The organism is Streptomyces sp. NPDC026092, assembly GCF_040638605.1.
GTDB lineage: Bacteria > Actinomycetota > Actinomycetes > Streptomycetales > Streptomycetaceae > Streptomyces.
In genome coordinates, this window is the sequence record NZ_JBEZYN010000005.1 from 276,647 (window position 1) to 294,493 (window position 17,847).

The following is a 17,847-nucleotide window of genomic DNA, read 5'->3' on the forward strand; positions in this document are numbered from 1 at the left end:
CCTCGATCTCCCCTCTCCGAGAACAGCCAGCACTTCCCCCGCCCGCAGTTCCCCTCCGTCCGCCCCAGGGAGTCCTTGTCATGCCCGCACGCACGCGCAGAGCAGCCGTCGCGCTCGCCGCCACCGCCTCCGTCGCCCTCCTCGCCTCGGCCTGTACCGGCTCGGCGGACAACAAGGCGAGCGACGACCCGAACGCGCAGACCACGATCACCTTCTGGCACGGCTGGTCGGCCCCCTCCGAGGCCAAGGCGATCCAGGACAACGTCGCCCGCTTCGAGAAGGCCCACCCGAACATCAAGGTGAAGGTCGTCGGCAACATCAACGACGACAAGCTGAGCCAGGCGCTGCGCGCGGGCGGTTCGAACGGCCCGGACGTGGCCGCCTCCTTCACCACGTCGAACGTCGGCAAGTTCTGCCACACCGGTTCGTTCGCGGACCTCAAGCCCTTCCTGGAGAAGGACAAGGTGGACCTGGACAAGACCTTCTCGAAGGTCCTGCAGGACTACACCCAGTTCGAGGGCAAGCGCTGCTCGCTGCCGCTGCTCTCCGACGCGTACGGGCTCTACTACAACAAGGACGCCTTCAAGGCGGCCGGCATCACCGCCCCGCCGAAGACCTGGTCGGAGTTCTCCCAGGTCGCGAAGAAGCTGACCAAGGAGAAGGGCGACAGCTACGAGCAGCTCGGCTTCATGCCGAACTACCTCGGCTACGAGACCGTCCCCTCCCACTACATGTCGCAGTGGAACCACAAGTACTTCGACGAGAGCGGCACGTCGCTCCTCGCCAAGGACCCGGGCTTCGCCGAGATGCTGACCTACCAGAAGTCGCTGGTCGACGGCCTGGGCGGGTTCGCGAAGCTGGACAAGTACCGCACCACCTTCGGTGACGAGTGGGGCGCGAAGCACCCCTTCCACACCGGCCAGGTCGCCATGCAGCTGGACGGCGAGTGGCGGCTGAACTTCATCAAGGACGCCAAGGTCGGCTTCGAGGTCGGCGTCGCGCCGCTGCCGGTCGCCGACGACGAGGTGGCCGAGTACGGCAAGGGCTACCTCTCCGGCACGATCATCGGCATCGCGCCGCAGAGCAAGAAGCAGAACGCGGCCTGGGAACTGATCAAGTACATGACGATGGACACCGACGCGGTGGTGGACTTCGCCAACGCCATCGGCAACGTCCCCTCCACCCTGGAGGCGCTGAAGTCGCCGAAGCTGAAGGCCGACGCGAACTTCAAGGTCTTCCTGGACATCGCCCAGCACCCGCAGTCCTCCACCTCCGACGGCGCGGTGAACGGCTCGACGTACCAGGACACCTTCCAGGACTTCGCCCAGAAGTACGAGAAGGGCCAGGTCAAGGACCTGAAGAAGGGCCTTGAGGACACGGCCGCCCAGATCGACCGCGACATCGCCCAGGCGAAGTAAGACCCGGGACCGGTACCTCATGTCCTCCGACACCCTCGACGGGCGTCAGGCGGCGCTGCGGTCGAAGCGCGTGCGCAACGCGCTTCGCACCGCGGCGTTCATGTCGCCCTGGCTGATCGGCTTCAGCGTCTTCTTCGCGTACCCGCTCGTCTCGACCGTCTACTTCTCCCTGATGAAGTACGACGGGCTGAACCCGCCGACCTGGCGGGGCCTGGACAACTGGACGTACGTCTTCTCCGACCTGCCGAAGTTCTGGCCGGCGATGCAGAACACCCTCTGGCTCGCGGTCGTCATGGTCGCCTGCCGGGTGGCGTTCGGTCTCGGCATCGGCCTGCTCATCACCAAGATCAAGCTGGGTGCCGGGGTCTTCCGCACCCTCTTCTACCTGCCGTACCTGGCCCCGCCGGTCGCGGCGACGCTGGCCTTCGTCTTCCTGCTCAACCCGGGCACGGGACCGGTCAACTCGGTCCTGGAGGCCGTCGGCATCCCGGCGCCCTCCTGGTTCAACGACACCGCCTGGGCCAAGCCGGCCCTCACCGTCCTCGCCGTGTGGGGCGTCGGGGACCTGATGGTCATCTTCATGGCCGCACTGCTCGACGTACCGAAGGAGCAGTACGAGGCGGCGGAGCTGGACGGGGCCTCGGCCTGGCAGCGCTTCCGCTACGTCACCCTGCCGAACATCTCGCCGATCGTCCTCTTCGCGGTCGTCACCGGGATCATCGGCGCGATGCAGTACTACACGCAGCCGATCGTGGCCGCGAAGGTCGCGTCGGGTGTGATGGGCGGCTCCGGCCAGACCTTCGAGCCGGGCTACCCGGACGACTCGACGCTGACGCTGCCGCAGCTGGTCTACAACCTCGGCTTCGGCCGCTTCGACTACGGCGCGGCCAGCGTCGTGGCCCTCGTCCTGTTCGCGCTCTCCATGGCCTTCACCGCGCTGCTCATGCGCCGGCGGGGCGGCCTGATCGGCTCGGGTGACTGACCATGAGCTCCCTTTCCACGCTCGACCGGCCCGTGCGCGAGGCGTCCGCGGGCGCAGCCGAGAAGACGGCCCGCCGCAAGGCGCTCCTGCACTGGATCGCCGTGCACTCCCTGGGGATAGCCGCGGCCCTGTTCTTCGTGCTGCCGTTCGTCTTCGTCTTCCTGACCTCGCTGATGAGCGACCAGCAGGCGCTGACCCGCGACCTCACCCCGAACAGCTGGCACTGGGACAACTACGTCCGGGTCTTCAAGACCCCGGGCTTCCTGGACTGGTGGAAGAACTCCCTGCTGTACGCCGGGCTCGGCACCGCGCTCGTCGTGGTGTCCTCGATCCCGGTGGCGTACGCGCTCGCCAAGTTCCGCTTCCGGGGCCGGCATCTGTCGCTGCTGCTCGTCATCTCGATGATGATGCTGCCGCCGCAGGTGATCATCATTCCGATGTACCTGTTCTGGGCCAAGCAGATGGACCTCTCCGGCACGCTGTGGCCACTGATCATCCCGATGGCCTTCGGTGACGCCTTCGCGATCTTCCTGCTGCGCCAGTTCCTGCTGACGATCCCCGACGAGTACATCGAGGCCGCGCGCCTCGACGGCTGCGGCGAACTGCGCACCCTCCTCAAGGTCGTGCTCCCGATGGCGAAGCCCGGCATCGCCGCCGTGGCGCTGTTCCAGTTCTTCTACTGCTGGAACGACTACTTCGGACCGCAGATCTACACATCGGAGAACCCGGCGATGTACACGCTGAGTTACGGCCTGGAGTCCTTCAAGGGCGCGCACCACACCGACTGGAACCTGACCATGGCCGCGACCGTACTGGTCATGGCCCCCGTGATCCTCGTCTTCTTCTTCGCCCAGAAGGCGTTCGTCGAGGGAGTCACCCTGACCGGAGTGAAGGGCTAGCTGAACGATATGAAGCTCGCTGTCGTGGGGGGCGGCTCCACCTACACCCCCGAACTGATCGACGGATTCGCGCGGTTGCGCGACACCTTGCCCATCACCGAACTCGTCCTCGTCGACCCGGCCGCCGACCGGCTCGAACTGGTCGGCGGGCTCGCCCGGCGGATCTTCGCCAAGCAGGACCACCCGGGAAAGATCGTCACCACCTCCGACATCGACGCCGGCGTCGCGGGCGCCGACGCCGTCCTGCTCCAGCTGCGGGTCGGCGGGCAGACCGCCCGGAACCAGGACGAGACCTGGCCGCTGGAGTGCGGCTGCGTCGGCCAGGAGACCACGGGCGCCGGCGGTCTCGCCAAGGCGCTGCGGACCGTGCCGGTGGTCCTGGACATCGCCGAGCGGGTCCGGCGCGCCAACCCGGACGCCTGGATCATCGACTTCACCAACCCCGTCGGCATCGTCACGCGCGCGTTGCTCCAGGCCGGCCACAAGGCCGTGGGCCTGTGCAACGTGGCCATCGGCTTCCAGCGGAAGTTCGCGAAGCTGCTCGACGTGGCGCCGTCCGAGGTCCACCTCGACCACGTCGGGCTCAACCACCTCACCTGGGAGACCGCGGTCCGCCTCGGCGGCCCCGAGGGCGAGAACGTGCTGCCGCGGCTGCTCGCCGCGCACGGCGAGACCATCGCCGACGACCTGCGGCTGCCGCTGTCGGTGGTGGACCGCCTCGGCGTCGTCCCCTCGTACTACCTGCGCTACTTCTACGCGCACGACGAGGTCGTACGGGAGCTGGGCACCAAGCCCTCGCGGGCGGCCGAGGTCGCCGCGATGGAGAAGGAACTCCTGGAGATGTACGGCGACCCGGCGCTCGACGAGAAGCCGGCCCTGCTCGCCAAGCGCGGCGGCGCCTTCTACTCGGAGGCCGCCGTGGACCTCGCGGCCTCGCTGCTGGGCGGTGGGGGCTCGCCGTACCAGGTGGTGAACACGTACAACAACGGCACGCTGCCGTTCCTCGCCGACGACGCCGTCATCGAGGTGCAGGCGGCGGTCGGGCCGAACGGCCCGGTGCCGCTGCCGGTCGCCCCGCTCGACCCGCTGTTCGCCGGGCTGATCGCGAACGTCACGGCGTACGAGGACCTGGCCCTGGACGCCGCCCTGCGTGGCGGCCGCGACCGGGTGTTCAAGGCGCTGCTCGCGCACCCGCTGGTCGGGCAGCACGCGTACGCCGACGGGCTCACCGACCGGCTGATCGCGCACAACCGGGAGCACCTGGCGTGGGCGTGAACCTCAACGGCACGCTGCTGGCGGTCGACGCGGGCAACAGCAAGACCGACGTGGCGGTCGTGGGCGCGGACGGGAGCGTGCTCGGCTCGGCGCGCGGCGGCGGGTTCCAGCCGCCGGTGGTCGGGGTCGAGGAGGCGGTGGACGCGCTCGCGGAGATCGTCGGCCGCGCCGCGGCCGAGGCGGGCCTTCCCCTGGAGTTCGCGCACGTCTCCGCCTGTCTCGCCAACGCCGATCTCCCCGTGGAGGAGGCGGAGTTGACCGCCGCCCTGGAGGTTCGGGCCTTGAGCCCCTCGGTCCGGGTGTACAACGACACCTTCGCCATCCTGCGCGCCGGGCTCGACGAGCCGCGCGGGGTCGCCGTGGTCTGCGGCGCGGGCATCAACTGCGTCGGCATGCTGCCCGACGGGCGCACCGCCCGGTTCCCCGCGATCGGCAAGATCTCCGGCGACTGGGGCGGCGGCAGCGGACTCGCCGAGGAGGCGCTCTGGTTCGCCGCCCGCGCGGAGGACGGCCGGGGCGAGGCGACCGCGCTCGCCCGGACGCTGCCCGCGCACTTCGGGCTTCCCACCATGTACGCGCTGATCGAGGCGCTGCACCTGGGGTCCATCCCCTACGAGCGGCGCCACGAGCTGACGCCCGTGCTGTTCCGTACGAGCGCGGAGGGCGACCCCGTCGCCCGCTCGCTGGTGCACCGGCTGGCCGAGGAGGTCGTCGCGCTGTCGACGGTCGCGCTCGGCAGGCTCGAACTCCTCGACGAGGAGGCGCCGGTGATGCTGGGCGGCAGCGTGCTTGCCGCGCGGCACCCCGAGTTGGACGACCGGATCGCCGAACTCCTCGCCGTCAAGGCGCCGAAGGCCGTGATCGGGGTGGTCACGTCCCCGCCGGTGCTGGGCGCCGCGCTCCTCGCCCTGGACGCGGTGGCGGCCGGGCCGGAGGCAGCGGCGCGGCTACGAGGCCACTACGCCTGAAGTCCCACAGGCGTGGTGACACCGGGGCGCTCCCTTCGCGGGGGCGCCCCGGTCGTCGTTCGCCCCGGGTGTCATTCACCCCGGTCGTCGTTCACCGCGGTCGTCGTTCGCCCCGGGTGTTCACCCGTTCGAGGAGGCGCGCGAGGGAACCGATCGCGTCCGAAAAGCGTATTCATGGCAGGGGATTCGCCCACGGGGGTGGCGCGCGATGGGGCACGATAGAAACAAGATCCAGTCAATCCTGGTGTGCGGGCAGGGTCCCTGACGCCATACTGCTGGCCGGGAACGTCGGACCGAGGGGGAGGCCACGTTGACACACCCGCCGAATGCGCCTGCCGCCTCGGCAGCGGGTTCCACGCCCGTGCGCCCGGGGAGCGGTGTGCCCGCGCAGGCGACTCCGCCCGGCGCGTCGCCCGCCGCCGCCTACGTCGTCTCCACCTCCCCCGGCTCGTCGCCCGCGGCCGCGCCCGGCGGCCGCGGGGCCTGGGGCGAGGTCCGGGTGGTGCTGCGCCGCGCCGCCACGACGGAGCCGGGCAGGCTGCAGATCCTGGGCGCCGTACTGGCCCTGCTGGTCGTCGCGTTCGGGGCCGTCACCGCCTACGAGGTGTCGGACCGGGCCGGTTCGGCCGACGACGTGGTGAGCCGCAGTCAGCCGCTGAGCGCCGACGCCGCCGCGATCTACCGCTCGCTCGCCGACGCCGACACGGCCGCCGCCAGCGGCTTCCTCTCCAAGGAGCGGGACCCCGCCGGCCTCCAGAAGCGGTACAGGGACGACATCGGCACCGCGTCCCGCCTCCTGGTGAAGGCCGCGGCGAGCACCGAGGGCTCGGCGCAGTCGGCCCGCGAGATCACCGTCCTGAACGAACGACTGCCGCAGTACACGGGCCTGATCGAGCGGGCCCGCGCCGCCAACCGGCAGGGCCTGCCCCTCGGCGGCGCCTATCTGCGGTACGCGAACCAGCTGATGACCACGCAGCTCCTGCCGGCCGCCGAGCGGCTCTACGAGGCGGAGACCGCGCGCCTCGCCCAGGACGACGAGGACGCCCGCGACTGGCCGTTCCTCTCGCTCGCCCTCGGCATCGCCGTCCTCGCCGTCCTGGTCTGGGCCCAGCGCCGCACGTACGCGCGGACGAACCGGGTCTTCAACCAGGGACTCCTCGCCGCGACGGCCGCCTCCGTCGTCGTACTGCTCTGGCTGGCGGCGGCGCACACCGTCGCCCGCGCCGGCCTCGACGACGCCCGCACGCAGGGGCAGAGCTCGCTCCAGGTCCTCAACACCGCCCGGATCAGCTCCCTGAAGGCCCGGGCCAACGAGAACCTGACGCTGGTCGCGCGGGGCGCGGTCCTCACCGACGACGGCAAGAACGACAAGTACGAGACCGACTACGCGGCGAGCATGAGGACCCTGACGGACTCGCTCGCCGAGGCCCGCGAGCTCGCCGACGACGACGCCGGGCGCGACCCGCTGGCCGCCGCCGCCGAGCGTACGGCCGAGTGGCAGACACGTCACAAGAGCGCCCGGGAGAAGGACGACTCGGGCGACTACGAAGGCGCGCGCGTCAGCGTCGTCGGCCCCGACGACTCCGGTGCCGGCCCCGACGAGTCCACCGGGCAGACGTTCGACCAGGTCGACGCGGCGCTGAAGAAGGCCCTCGACCACGAGCAGCGCGAGTTCACCCAGGCCGCCGAGGGCGGCAGGGGCGCGCTCACCGCCCTCCCGCTCGGTGCGGCGGCGCTCGGCGCCCTGGGCGCCGCGGGCGCGATCATGGGCATCAACCGCAGGCTGTCGGAGTACCGGTGAGAGGGGGCGGGATGCGGAAGAGCGTCGACGGCGCGAGGCACGGCATGGCCGCGCTCCTGAGCGGTCGGCGCCCCCTGGCGCGCCCGCGCGGCTGGGGCGGGGTGGCCGCGATGGCCGTGGCCTGCGGCCTCACGGCCTCGCTGACCCTGCTGCCGCTCGCGCACGGCGGAAGCGACTCCGCCGCGGCGCCCCAGGTGACCGGCCCCGGCGTCGGCACGGGCGTCCAGGTCAAGGCGGACACCTGCCAGAACCCGGAGGCCTCGCTCACCCCGGACACCCAGGACGGCCCGGCCGTCCAGGCGATCAAGGCGCGCGGCAAGCTCGTCGTCGGCGTCGACCAGAACAGCTACAACTGGGGGTACTTCAACCCCGAGAGCAGGCAGCTGGAAGGGTTCGACATCACGCTGGCCAAGGCGATCGCCAAGGATCTCCTGGGCAGCGAGGACGCGATCATCTACCGCACGATCCCCACCAACCAGCGGGTCGCCGCCCTGGATTCGGGCAAGGTGGACCTCGTCGTCCGCACGATGACGATCAACTGCAAGCGGATCCAGCAGGTCGCCTTCTCCACCGCCTACTTCCAGGCCGGCCAGCAGGTCCTGGCCGCCAAGGACGACTCCACGATCACCGGGTACGACTCCTCCCTCGCCGGGAAGCGGGTCTGCACGGCGGAGGGCTCCACGGCGTACGAAGCCCTGGAGAAGAACTCCTTCGGCGCCACCTTCAAGGACGAGGGCGACGGCACCAAGGCGGACAAGGACCTGTACACCGTCCCGAACCAGCTGGACTGCCTCGCCCGGCTCCAGATGGGCGAGGTGGACGCCGTCGTCACGGACAACGCGCTGGCGGCGGGACAGGCCGCGCAGGACCCGGCCGTGGAGCTGAAGGGCGAGCCGTTCACCACCGAGTACTACGGAGTCGCCGCCAAGCTGGGCAACGACGACCTGGTCCGCCGGGTCAACCAGGTCCTCGTCGAGTACCGCAAGAGCGCGTGGCAGGCCGCGTACGACGACTGGCTGAAGGCGGACCTGCCCGGGATACCCGGGCCGCCCGCACCCCTGTACAAGTAGAGCGAGAGGTGATCGATGGGCGTCGCGGGCACCCCCGGCCCTGTGATGGACCGGGACGAGGTGGACCGTGCGCTGGCGCGGCTCGGCGCGGAGCACAAGGCGATCGAGGACTCGCTGCTGGCGCTCCAGGACCACGCGGGCCGCAGGCTGCTCGAAGGCGCCGAGCTGACCGGGACCACCCGGGACCGCTGGCAGACCACCGAGCGCACGATCACCCTGCTCTGGACGTACTTCGAGGCGTACACCGGCGCCCTGTACGGCGCCCGTGAGCTGCGGGCGCGCCGGCGCTGGGCCAGTCGCGAGGACCTCGTGGAGCTGACCGACCGGCTGCGCGGGGAGAGCGTGCTCGTCGCGGGCGGTGCCCAGGCGCCGGCCGCGCCGACGCTGACCGGTCCCGCCCGGCTCTCCGAGCGGTTCAGCCTGGAGCGGCTCGTCGCCCGGATGAACGAGCTGTACGCGTCCTCGCTCGACATGGTGGTGACGGCCGACGCGGTCTGGTCCGCGCTGCCCGCGCGGATAGACCTTCTCGCGGCCGAGCTGGGCCGGACGCGCTCGCTCGCGCACTCCGTCGGGGTGCGGCCGGGAGAGCATCCGGCCGGCGACGAGCTGGAGTCGATCACGGCCGAGCTGACCACGCTGCGGTCCCAGGTCGTCACCGACCCGCTGGCCTTCTGGCGGCCCGCCGTCGGGAGTTCGGCGCCGGGTGGCGGCCGTCCCGACACCGAGCGGTACGACCGGGCCGCGCGCGCCCTGGAGGACATCCGGCGGGAGATCGAGGCGGTCCTCGCCGTCCGGCAGGACTCCGAGGAGCGGCTGCTGCGGCTGCGGGACGTCCTCTCGCGTGCCGACCGGACACTCGCCGAGGCACGGGTGGCGCGCGGCGAGGTCCTCGCCAAGATCGCCGCCTCCGAGGTGCCGGCCGTCAGCGGCCCGCCGACGGTCCTCCACGAGCGTCTGGCGACGGCCGCCGAGTACCGCAGGCACGCCCAGTGGCACCGGCTCTCGCCGCTCCTGGAGTCCCTGGAGGTGGAGGCCGAGGACGAACTGCAGCGCGCCCGCGCGTCCTTGACCGCCGTCACCGCGCCGCTCGCCGTCCGCGCCGAGCTGCGCGGCCGGCTCGACGCGTACAAGGCGAAGGTGGCCCGGCTCGGCGCGGCGGAGGATCCGCTCCTGATCGAGCGGTACGACGCGGCGCGCCGAATGCTGTGGAGCGCGCCCTGCGACCTGCGGGTCGCCGAGCAGGCGGTGTTGCGGTACCAGCACGCGGCGGCCGAGGTGCTGTCCGGCCCGAGAGACGTGAGGGGGAACCAGTGGTGAGCGGGGAGTCCGTGGTGAGCAGCTGTCAGCGTCCCTCCTGCGAGGGTTCGTACGAGGACATGGGTGGCGGCGAGCTGTACTGCGACACCTGTGGGCTCGCCCCCGTCGTCTCGTCCGGGGGCATGCTCCAGTCCAATCCGACCGGCATGGCCGTGTCCGGCAAGGAGTCCGGTGCGTCGCGGTCGAGTTCGCGGGCCTCGGGCCGGGCCTCCTCGCGCTCCTCCCGCTCCTCGACCTCGCGCCGCTCGGTCTCCGGCCGGCTCTCGCGCTCGCTGTCGGGCGGCTCCACCGGCCGTTCGGTGTCGGTGCGCAGCTCCGGCTCGTCGACGGCGCAGTCCGGCCGCAACCGGCTGGGCGCGGGCCTGGTGACGATCCCGGAGGTGCCGCGCCCCGACCCGCGCGCCGCGGTGATGGAGAACCCCGAGGTTCCCGAGCGGAAGCGATTCTGCTCGCGCTCCGACTGCGGCGCCCCGGTGGGCCGTTCTCGGGGCGAGCGGGCGGGCCGTACGGAGGGCTTCTGCACCAAGTGCGGCCACCCGTACTCCTTCGTGCCGAAGCTGACCGGCGGGGACGTCGTGCACGGGCAGTACGAAGTCGTGGGCTGCCTCGCGCACGGCGGTCTCGGCTGGGTGTATCTGGCGGTCGACCGGGCGGTCTCCGACCGCTGGGTGGTCCTCAAGGGCCTGCTCGACACCGGCGACCAGGACGCGATGGCCGCGGCGATCTCCGAGCGCCGCTTCCTCGCCGAGATCGAGCACTCCAACATCGTCCGCATCTACAACTTCGTCGAGCACCTCGACCCGCGGACCGGCTCCCTCGACGGCTACATCGTCATGGAGTACGTCGGCGGCAAGTCGCTCAAGGAGATCGCCAACGACCGCCGGTCGCCGGACGGCCGGCGCGACCCGCTGCCGGTGGAGCAGGCCTGCGCGTACGGGATCGAGGCCCTGGAGGCGCTCGGCCACCTGCACAGCCGGAACCTGCTGTACTGCGACTTCAAGGTCGACAACGCGATCCAGACCGAGGACCAGCTCAAGCTGATCGACATGGGCGCGGTCCGGCGGATGGACGACGACGAGTCCGCGATCTACGGCACGGTCGGCTACCAGGCGCCGGAGGTGGCCGAGGTCGGTCCGTCGGTGGCGAGCGACCTGTACACGGTGGCGCGCACGCTCGCCGTGCTGGCCTTCGACTTCCAGGGCTACACCAACGTCTTCGTCGACTCGCTGCCCGACCCTGAGAACGTCCAGGTCCTGCGGACCTACGAGTCGTTCTACCGCTTCCTGGTCCGGGCGACGGACCCCGACCCGGCGCGCCGTTTCGCCTCCGCGCAGGAGATGGCGGAGCAGCTGACGGGCGTCCTGCGCGAGGTCGTCGCCCTCCAGACCGGCCGTCCGCGCCCGGCGCTCTCGACGCTGTTCGGGACGGAACTGCGGGTCACGGACACGGAGTTGTTCACCGAGCTGACGGGTGACGTCTCGGCCCTCGGCGCCCGGACGGGCGGCGGCGCGCGCGGCGGCCGCAAGGCCCTGCCGGCCGCGCCGGTTCCGGTTCCGGTTCAAGGTGGCGCGCTCGCCCCCGGAGCCGTACCGGACGGGCCCTTCCTCGCGCCGCTCGACGGGCGGGCCGCGGCGCTCGCGCTGCCCGTGCCGCGCGTCGACCCGACCGACCCCAACGCAGGTTTCCTGGCCGGCCTGCTGGCCTCCGCGCCCGCAGAGCTGATCGGCGCCCTGCAGACCGCGCCCGCCCCCTCCCTGGAGCTGCGGCTGCGCGAGCTGCGGGCCCGCCTGGAGATGGACGACCCGGGCGCCGCCGGGCGCGCCCTGACCACGCTGGAGGAGCGGCACCCGGACGACTGGCGGGTCGTCTGGTACCGGGGCATCACCTCGCTGGTGACCGGCGACCACGAGAACGCGGCGCTGTCGTTCGACGCGATCTACGACGCCTTCCCCGGCGAGCCCGCGCCCAAGCTGGCCCTCGGCATCTGCGCCGAGGTGCTCGGCCAGTTGGACAACGCGGCCGAGTACTACCACCTGGTGTGGGCGACCGACCCGAACCATGTCAGCGCGGCCTTCGGGCTCGCCCGGGTCCGGCTCGCGGCCGGCGACCGTACCGGAGCCGTGGGGACCCTGGAGTCCGTACCGGAGGCGTCGATCCACTACACGGCGGCCCGGGTCGCGGCGGTGCGCGCGCGGCTGCGCCGGCGGGCGGCGCACGAGCCGCTCGGCGCGGACCTGACGGCCGCCGCCGCGCAGGTCTCCGCGCTCCAGGACTTCGGTCTGGACGCGGTGCGTCAGGAGCGGCTGTCGACGGAGGTCCTCGGTTCGGCGCTCGACTGGGTACTCTCCGGTAGTCCCGGCGCGGCTCCGGACGGCGCGCGGCTGCTCGGCAGCGAACTGGACGAGCGCGGGCTGCGCTTCGGCCTCGAACGCTCGTACCGGGTGCTCGCCCGGCTCGCCCAGCGGGGCGAGGAGAGGATCGAACTGGTGGAGCGGGCCAACCGTTTCCGCCCCCGGACGTGGGTGTGAGTATGTCCCAGTTGCCCCAGCACGACCTGTCCGCCTGCCCGGGCTGCGGAGAGCCGCCGGCCTCGGCCGACCGGTTCTGCGGGGCGTGCGGCCACGACCTCACGGCCGTACCGGAGGCGGCCGCGGGGCCGGACCGTCCGACCGTCGCCATCGGTACGCCCGTGGCCTGGCCCGACCCCCCGGCGCGCGACCCGAACTCCCTCACCACGGCGACCCAGCACCCGGGCGACCTCCCGGGCACCGACTCGGGCGGCCGTGACCTGCCGACGATGGCGGTCCGCACGGACACCCCGAAGGCGGCCCCGGAGGAGGGCGACTTCACGCTGGCCGCGCCCGACCCGCGGGCCGCCGCCGCGCAGAGCGCCACCCCGCCCGCCGGGACGCCCGCCGGGGCCAAGCTGTGCGTGGCCTGCCGGTCCGGGGCAGTGGACCCGGACGGGTACTGCGAGAACTGCGGGCACGCCCAGCCGCGCGAGCGCGACCACATGGAGGAGGAGCTCTCCTCGGTCGCGGCCGTCAGCGACCGGGGCCTGCGCCACCACCGCAACGAGGACGCGTTCGCGGTCTCGGCCACCGCACTGCCCGACGGCTCCCCCGCCTCCCTGGCGATCGTCTGCGACGGCGTCTCCTCGGCGACCCGCCCCGACGAGGCCTCGGCCGCCGCCGCCCGCGCGGCCGGCCAGGCGCTGCTCACCGCCCTGCCGCGCGGCACGCACCCGCAGCAGGCCATGCACGAGGCGATCGTCGCCGCCGCGGAGGCGGTCAACTCGCTGGCCGAGGAGCCCGGCCAGGACGGCCAGGACCACGACCCGCACCGCCACCAGAACGCCCCGGCCTGCACGATCGTCGGCGCGATCGTCGCCGACGGCCTGCTGATCGTCGGCTGGGTCGGCGACAGCCGGGCGTACTGGGTGCCGGACGACCGCACCTCGCCGCCCGCGCGGCTGACCCAGGACGACTCCTGGGCCGCCCAGATGGTCGCGGCGGGCCTGATGAACGAGGCGGAGGCGTACGCCGACGAGCGCGCCCACGCCATCACCGGCTGGCTCGGCGCCGACGCGTACGAACTGGAGCCGCACACCGCCGCGTTCAAGCCGGACCGGCCGGGCGTGGTCGTGGTCTGCACCGACGGGCTCTGGAACTACGCCGAGGCCGCCGACGAGATGGCCCGGGTGGTGCCCGCGGACGCCGCCGGGCGACCGCTGCACGGCGCCCAGGTCCTGGTCGGCCACGCCCTGGACGGCGGTGGCCACGACAACGTAACAGTGGCGCTGCTGCCGTTCACCCTCTCTCCACAAGGGGCAGGATCGGCCTGAGCGGTCGCCGGCCTTCTGTCCCCCTTCACACTTGTTTGTCGAGGAGCCTCAACCCATGGCGAACTTCTCCAAGTCGCACGCGCCCCAGTTCTCGGTGGACGTGTACCAGAACGAGTTCCTGCCCGAGGGCGGGCGGGACGTCAGCGCCATCGTCACGGTCTCCTCGACCGGCGGCGGGACCAGCCGCGGCGCGGGCCTCGGCGGTAACAGCGCGAGCAGCGGCGCGGCCGTGGTGATCATGATCGACTGCTCCGGTTCGATGCACTACCCGCCGACCAAGATGCGCGGCGCCCGGGACGCGACCGCCGCCGCCATCGACGCCCTGCGCGACGGCACCCTGTTCGCCGTCGTCGCCGGCACGCACGTCGCGAACGAGGTCTACCCCGGCAACGGCGGGCTCGCCGTCGCCTCGCCCGCCACCCGCGGCCAGGCGAAGGACGCCCTGCGCCGGCTCAGCGCCGGCGGCGGTACGGCGATCGGCACCTGGCTGAGCCTCGCCGACCGGCTGCTCGGCTCGGCCGACGTGTCGATCCGGCACGGCATCCTGCTCACCGACGGCCGCAACGAACACGAGGCGCCCGAGGACCTGCGCGCCGCGCTCGAAGCCTGCGCGGGCCGCTTCACCTGTGACGCGCGCGGTGTCGGTACGGACTGGGAGGTCAAGGAGGTCACCGGGATCGCCTCGGCGCTGCTCGGCACGGCCGACATCGTGGCCGATCCGCAGGGCCTCGCCACGGACTTCACGGTGATGGTGGAGAACGCCATGGGCAAGGAGGTCGCGGAGGTCGCGCTCCGGCTGTGGACCCCGGTCGGTGTGGAGATCGTCTTCGTCAAGCAGGTCGCCCCGACGGTCGCGGAGTTGACCGCGCGCCGCACGGAGGCCGGGCCGCGCGCCGGGGACTACCCCACCGGCTCGTGGGGCGACGAGTCCCGCGACTACCACGTCTGCGTGCGGGTCCCGCAGGCCGGGATCGGGCAGGAGATGCTCGCCGCCCGGGTCTCGTTGATCGTCCCCGACCGGCTCGGCGGCACCCCGACGACACTCGGCCAGGGCCTCGTACGGGCCGTGTGGACGGACGACATGGCGATGTCCACGTCGATCAATCCGCAGGTCGCGCACTACACGGGCCAGGCCGAGTTGGCGCAGGTCATCCAGCAGGGGCTGGACGCCCGCAAGTCCGGGGACCACGACGGGGCGACGGCCAAGCTGGGGCGCGCGGTGCAGTTGGCGGCCGCTTCCGGCAACGAGGACACTGCGAAACTGCTTTCGAAGGTGGTCGACGTCGTCGACGCGGCGACGGGTACTGTGCGTTTGAAGGCGAAGGTCGCGGAAGCGGACGAGATGACTCTCGAGACCCGCTCCACCAAGACGGTTCGCGTCAAGAAGTAGCCCGGCCAGGGGGCCGGACGACGAGAGGGGGAAGCACCGACATGCCGACCTGCCCGAACGGACACCAGTCGGTCTCCGACGACTGGTGCGAGGTCTGCGGACACCGCATGACCGGGGCGGGTGCGCCGGCGGGTGCCGTACCGCCGCCTCCCCCGCCGCCGCCCGCCTTCGGCTACCCGGGGCCCGGCGGCCCCGGCGCTCCCGGTGCTCCCGGCCAGGGGCCCGGTCCCGGGGGTTACGACCCGAACGCGACCGCCCAGGCCGAGCTCTGCCCGCAGTGCCGCACCCCGCGCGAGGCCATGGCCCCGTTCTGCGAGGAGTGCCGCTGGAACTTCCTGACCAACACCGCGACCTCGTACACGCCGGTGGCACCGCCCACGCCGCAACAGAGCCCGCCGCCCGGGCTCAACCTGCCGCCCGGCTTCCAGACCCCGCCCCGGCCCGTGCAGCCGCAGCCTCAACCGCCGCAGCCGGATCCGTACGAGTACCAGGGCTCGCGGCCCTCGCAGATGAACCGGCCGGCCGAGCCGCTCTCCGCCGACCCCACGCCGCCGCCGCAGATGCAGCCGCCGCAGGGGTTCCAGCAGGGACCGCCGCCGCCGCCGTCCTTCTTCCAGGCGCCGCCGCAGGCCCCCGCGCCGCCCGCGCCCCCGCAGCACCAGGGGCCGCCGCCGGGCGGCGACGACTGGGTGCTGCCCCCGCCCTCGCAGCACCAGGCTCCCCCGCAGGCTCCGCAGTCCCCGCAGAGCCAGGCCCCGCAGGCCCCGCAGCCGCAGTACCAGCCGCCGCGGCCCGCCGGGGGCTGGTCGGCGTACATCGGCCCCGACCGCGACTACTTCCTGGCGATGATGCAGCGCAGCGGTCCGGAGGCGACGGGCCTGAACCTGCCCGCGTACTCCCCCGCACAGCACCTGCCGCTCCAGGGCAACCAGATCAGCATCGGCCGGCGCCGCCACTCCACGGGCGAGTCCCCGGACATCGACCTGTCGGTGCCGCCGGAGGACCCGGGCGTCTCGCACCAGCACGCCGTGCTCGTGCAGCAGCCGGACGGTTCGTGGGCCGTGGTGGACCAGAACTCCACCAACGGCACGACGATCAACGGCGCCGAGGAACCGATTCAGCCCTATGTGCCGGTCCAGCTCCAGGACGGCGACCGGGTGCACGTCGGCGCCTGGACGACGATCACGATCCGACGCGGATAGCGGAGCGCGCGTCCCGGTCAGCCGGCGGGAAGGGGCCAGGCGTACGGCCCCTCCGGGTCGTCCAGCCAGGCCCACTGCCGACCGCCACTCACCGTCACCCCGAAGCGCTCCCGCTCCGGCCGCCCCTCGCGCTGCCAGAGCGAGAGCGCTTCGCGCACGTCGAGGGTCTCCTCGGTCAGCGTGCGCAGGAACTGGAAGCGGTCGTCCTCGAAGACGTGCCGGGGCAGCCCCATCGGCCGCCCGCGCGGGAAGCGGGCGTTGCCGCCGCGCAGGGCGACGAAGTACGCGGACGTGGCGAGGAAGCGCCCCTCGGCATGCGCCTCGTCGCCGACCCGGAGCAGGAGCAGCCCCGTGGAGAGCGGGGTCAGGACGAGCGCGTCGGGGCGGCACTGCGCGAGCCAGGCGTACGGGACCGAGGGCACGGTGCAGGTAGCGACGATCCGGTCGAAGGGGGCGCGGCCCGGGCAGCCCCGGGCGCCGTCGCCGGTGAGCACGGCGGGCCGGTGCCCGGCGGCGGCGAGATGGGCGCGGGCGGACTCGGTGATCTCCTCGTCGATGTCGACGGTGGTGACGTGCTCGCCGCCGAGCCGGTGGCTGAGCAGGGCGGCGTTGTAGCCGGTGCCGGCGCCGATCTCGAGGACGTCGTCCCCGTCTCGCACGTCGAGCGCCTCCAGCATCTGGGCCATGAGGGAGGGCTGGCTGGAGGAGGTGACCAGCTCCCCGTCCCGTACCCGGGTCGCCAGCGGCACGTCCCGGTAGGCCCCGCGCAGCCAGCGGGTGCGGCGGGCCGGGTCGGGGTCGCCGGACCAGCGGCGTTCGTAGCCGGCGGACCCGGAGACGTAGTAGTAGGGGACGAACAGGTGCCGGGGCACGTCGGAGAAGGCCGCGTGCCAGGCGGGGTCGTGGAGCACGCCGTACGCCTCAATCTCCCGCACGAGCGCCCGTCGCGCCCGAGCGCCCGCATCGGCGTAGTCGTCCCGCTGAGCGCCCATGCCTCCACTGTCCTGCGTGCGGGGTGGTGGGGCGAGCGCTCCCGGCGGGAGTCCTGAACCCTCGGGTCCGGGAGTCCTGGACCTCCGGTCCTCGGCCCGGGCATCTGAGACGATGGAACGGTGAACGAGATTCCGCGCGGCACGCTTCAGGAGCAGACCTTCTACGAGCAGGTGGGTGGCGAGGAGACCTTCCGACGTCTCGTCCGCCGCTTCTACCAGGGGGTCGCGGAGGACCCCCTGCTGCGCCCGATGTACCCGGAAGAGGACCTCGGACCGGCGGAGGAGCGTCTCGTGCTCTTCCTGATCCAGTACTGGGGCGGCCCCCGGACGTACAGCGACAACCGCGGCCACCCCCGGCTGCGGATGCGGCACGCGCCGTTCCAGGTCGACCGGGCCGCGCACGACGCCTGGCTGAAGCACATGCGCGCGGCGGTGGACGAGCTCGGTCTCGCCCCCGAGCACGAGAGTCAGCTGTGGAAGTACCTGACGTACGCGGCGGCCTCCATGGTGAACACCGCGGAGTGACGGCACCAACGGACGGATCCGGCGCGGAATGACCCGGCACGCGGCCTGACGGCGCGGACTGACAGATTCCGGAGTGTGAACGCCGGATAACGGTCACGATCCAGTCAAGGTCCGCCTGCAAGCGGTTTCCAGCGGCACGTGCCCTCTGAAAACATCGGACGAAC

General features: G+C 72.4%; 14 protein-coding genes. 13 read left to right on the forward strand and 1 reads right to left on the reverse strand.

The window, feature by feature from the left end:
- The first annotated feature begins 80 nt into the window (after window positions 1-80).
- The 12 genes from AB0F56_RS10725 (at window position 81) to AB0F56_RS10780 (ending at window position 16,166) form a co-directional block, all read left to right on the forward strand.
- Window positions 81-1,418: an ABC transporter substrate-binding protein gene (locus AB0F56_RS10725; RefSeq protein WP_362006688.1), complete on the forward strand. Its 1,338-nt coding sequence runs from the start codon at window positions 81-83 to the stop codon at window positions 1,416-1,418.
- Window positions 1,419-1,437: 19 nt separating this feature from the next.
- Window positions 1,438-2,400, forward strand: a complete 963-nt coding sequence (locus AB0F56_RS10730; RefSeq protein ID WP_362006691.1) for a sugar ABC transporter permease — start codon at window positions 1,438-1,440, stop codon at window positions 2,398-2,400.
- A 2-nt stretch (window positions 2,401-2,402) separates the two neighbouring features.
- Window positions 2,403-3,299 (forward strand): carbohydrate ABC transporter permease, encoded by an 897-nt coding sequence (locus AB0F56_RS10735; RefSeq protein ID WP_362006694.1) that lies wholly within the window; start codon window positions 2,403-2,405, stop codon window positions 3,297-3,299.
- A 9-nt stretch (window positions 3,300-3,308) separates the two neighbouring features.
- Window positions 3,309-4,574, forward strand: coding sequence for a 6-phospho-beta-glucosidase (locus AB0F56_RS10740; RefSeq protein ID WP_362006697.1), 1,266 nt, complete (start codon window positions 3,309-3,311; stop codon window positions 4,572-4,574).
- Window positions 4,571-5,542, forward strand: a complete 972-nt coding sequence (locus AB0F56_RS10745) for a BadF/BadG/BcrA/BcrD ATPase family protein (RefSeq protein ID WP_362006955.1) — start codon at window positions 4,571-4,573, stop codon at window positions 5,540-5,542. Before AB0F56_RS10740 ends, AB0F56_RS10745 begins: the two co-directional genes overlap by 4 nt.
- Window positions 5,543-6,047: 505 nt before the next feature.
- Complete coding sequence (locus AB0F56_RS10750; protein ID WP_362006957.1) at window positions 6,048-7,343, forward strand: hypothetical protein; 1,296 nt, start codon at window positions 6,048-6,050, stop codon at window positions 7,341-7,343.
- Window positions 7,344-7,453: 110 nt separating this feature from the next.
- The gene (locus AB0F56_RS10755) at window positions 7,454-8,413 is read left to right on the forward strand and encodes a glutamate ABC transporter substrate-binding protein (protein WP_362006960.1); all 960 of its coding nucleotides are present in this window, start codon (window positions 7,454-7,456) and stop codon (window positions 8,411-8,413) included.
- Window positions 8,414-8,428: 15 nt separating this feature from the next.
- Window positions 8,429-9,730, forward strand: a complete 1,302-nt coding sequence (locus AB0F56_RS10760; RefSeq protein WP_362006700.1) for a hypothetical protein — start codon at window positions 8,429-8,431, stop codon at window positions 9,728-9,730.
- Between the two features lie 11 nt (window positions 9,731-9,741).
- Window positions 9,742-12,258: a tetratricopeptide repeat protein gene (locus tag AB0F56_RS10765; protein ID WP_362006962.1), complete on the forward strand. Its 2,517-nt coding sequence runs from the start codon at window positions 9,742-9,744 to the stop codon at window positions 12,256-12,258.
- 2 nt (window positions 12,259-12,260) lie between these two features.
- Complete coding sequence (locus tag AB0F56_RS10770) at window positions 12,261-13,574, forward strand: PP2C family serine/threonine-protein phosphatase (RefSeq protein ID WP_362006702.1); 1,314 nt, start codon at window positions 12,261-12,263, stop codon at window positions 13,572-13,574.
- A gap of 55 nt (window positions 13,575-13,629) precedes the next feature.
- On the forward strand, window positions 13,630-14,964 hold the full coding sequence (locus AB0F56_RS10775) for a VWA domain-containing protein (RefSeq protein WP_362006704.1): 1,335 nt from the start codon (window positions 13,630-13,632) through the stop codon (window positions 14,962-14,964).
- Window positions 14,965-15,005: 41 nt separating this feature from the next.
- Entirely contained in the window at window positions 15,006-16,166 is a 1,161-nt protein-coding gene (locus AB0F56_RS10780) for an FHA domain-containing protein (RefSeq protein WP_362006707.1), read from the forward strand.
- 17 nt (window positions 16,167-16,183) lie between these two features.
- Here the strand turns inward: AB0F56_RS10780 and AB0F56_RS10785 are convergent, their stop codons facing one another.
- Window positions 16,184-17,158, reverse strand: coding sequence for a methyltransferase domain-containing protein (locus AB0F56_RS10785; RefSeq protein WP_362006709.1), 975 nt, complete (start codon window positions 17,156-17,158; stop codon window positions 16,184-16,186).
- Window positions 17,159-17,278: 120 nt separating this feature from the next.
- Between AB0F56_RS10785 and AB0F56_RS10790 the strand changes: the two genes are divergently transcribed.
- The gene (locus AB0F56_RS10790) at window positions 17,279-17,683 is read left to right on the forward strand and encodes a globin (protein ID WP_315893251.1); all 405 of its coding nucleotides are present in this window, start codon (window positions 17,279-17,281) and stop codon (window positions 17,681-17,683) included.
- The last annotated feature ends 164 nt before the right edge of the window (window positions 17,684-17,847 follow it).

Bases quoted from the DNA above. Each gene is read 5' to 3' on its own strand.
- AB0F56_RS10775 (WP_362006704.1), top strand. From the start codon at position 13,630: ATGGCGAACTTCTCCAAGTCGCACGCGCCCCAGTTCTCGGTGGACGTG.
- AB0F56_RS10725 (WP_362006688.1), top strand. From the start codon at position 81: ATGCCCGCACGCACGCGCAGAGCAGCCGTCGCGCTCGCCGCCACCGCC.
- AB0F56_RS10735 (WP_362006694.1), top strand. From the start codon at position 2,403: ATGAGCTCCCTTTCCACGCTCGACCGGCCCGTGCGCGAGGCGTCCGCG.
- AB0F56_RS10780 (WP_362006707.1), top strand. From the start codon at position 15,006: ATGCCGACCTGCCCGAACGGACACCAGTCGGTCTCCGACGACTGGTGC.
- AB0F56_RS10760 (WP_362006700.1), top strand. From the start codon at position 8,429: ATGGGCGTCGCGGGCACCCCCGGCCCTGTGATGGACCGGGACGAGGTG.
- AB0F56_RS10740 (WP_362006697.1), top strand. From the start codon at position 3,309: ATGAAGCTCGCTGTCGTGGGGGGCGGCTCCACCTACACCCCCGAACTG.
- AB0F56_RS10785 (WP_362006709.1), bottom strand. From the start codon at position 17,158: ATGGGCGCTCAGCGGGACGACTACGCCGATGCGGGCGCTCGGGCGCGA.
- AB0F56_RS10755 (WP_362006960.1), top strand. From the start codon at position 7,454: ATGGCCGTGGCCTGCGGCCTCACGGCCTCGCTGACCCTGCTGCCGCTC.
- AB0F56_RS10770 (WP_362006702.1), top strand. From the start codon at position 12,261: ATGTCCCAGTTGCCCCAGCACGACCTGTCCGCCTGCCCGGGCTGCGGA.
- AB0F56_RS10730 (WP_362006691.1), top strand. From the start codon at position 1,438: ATGTCCTCCGACACCCTCGACGGGCGTCAGGCGGCGCTGCGGTCGAAG.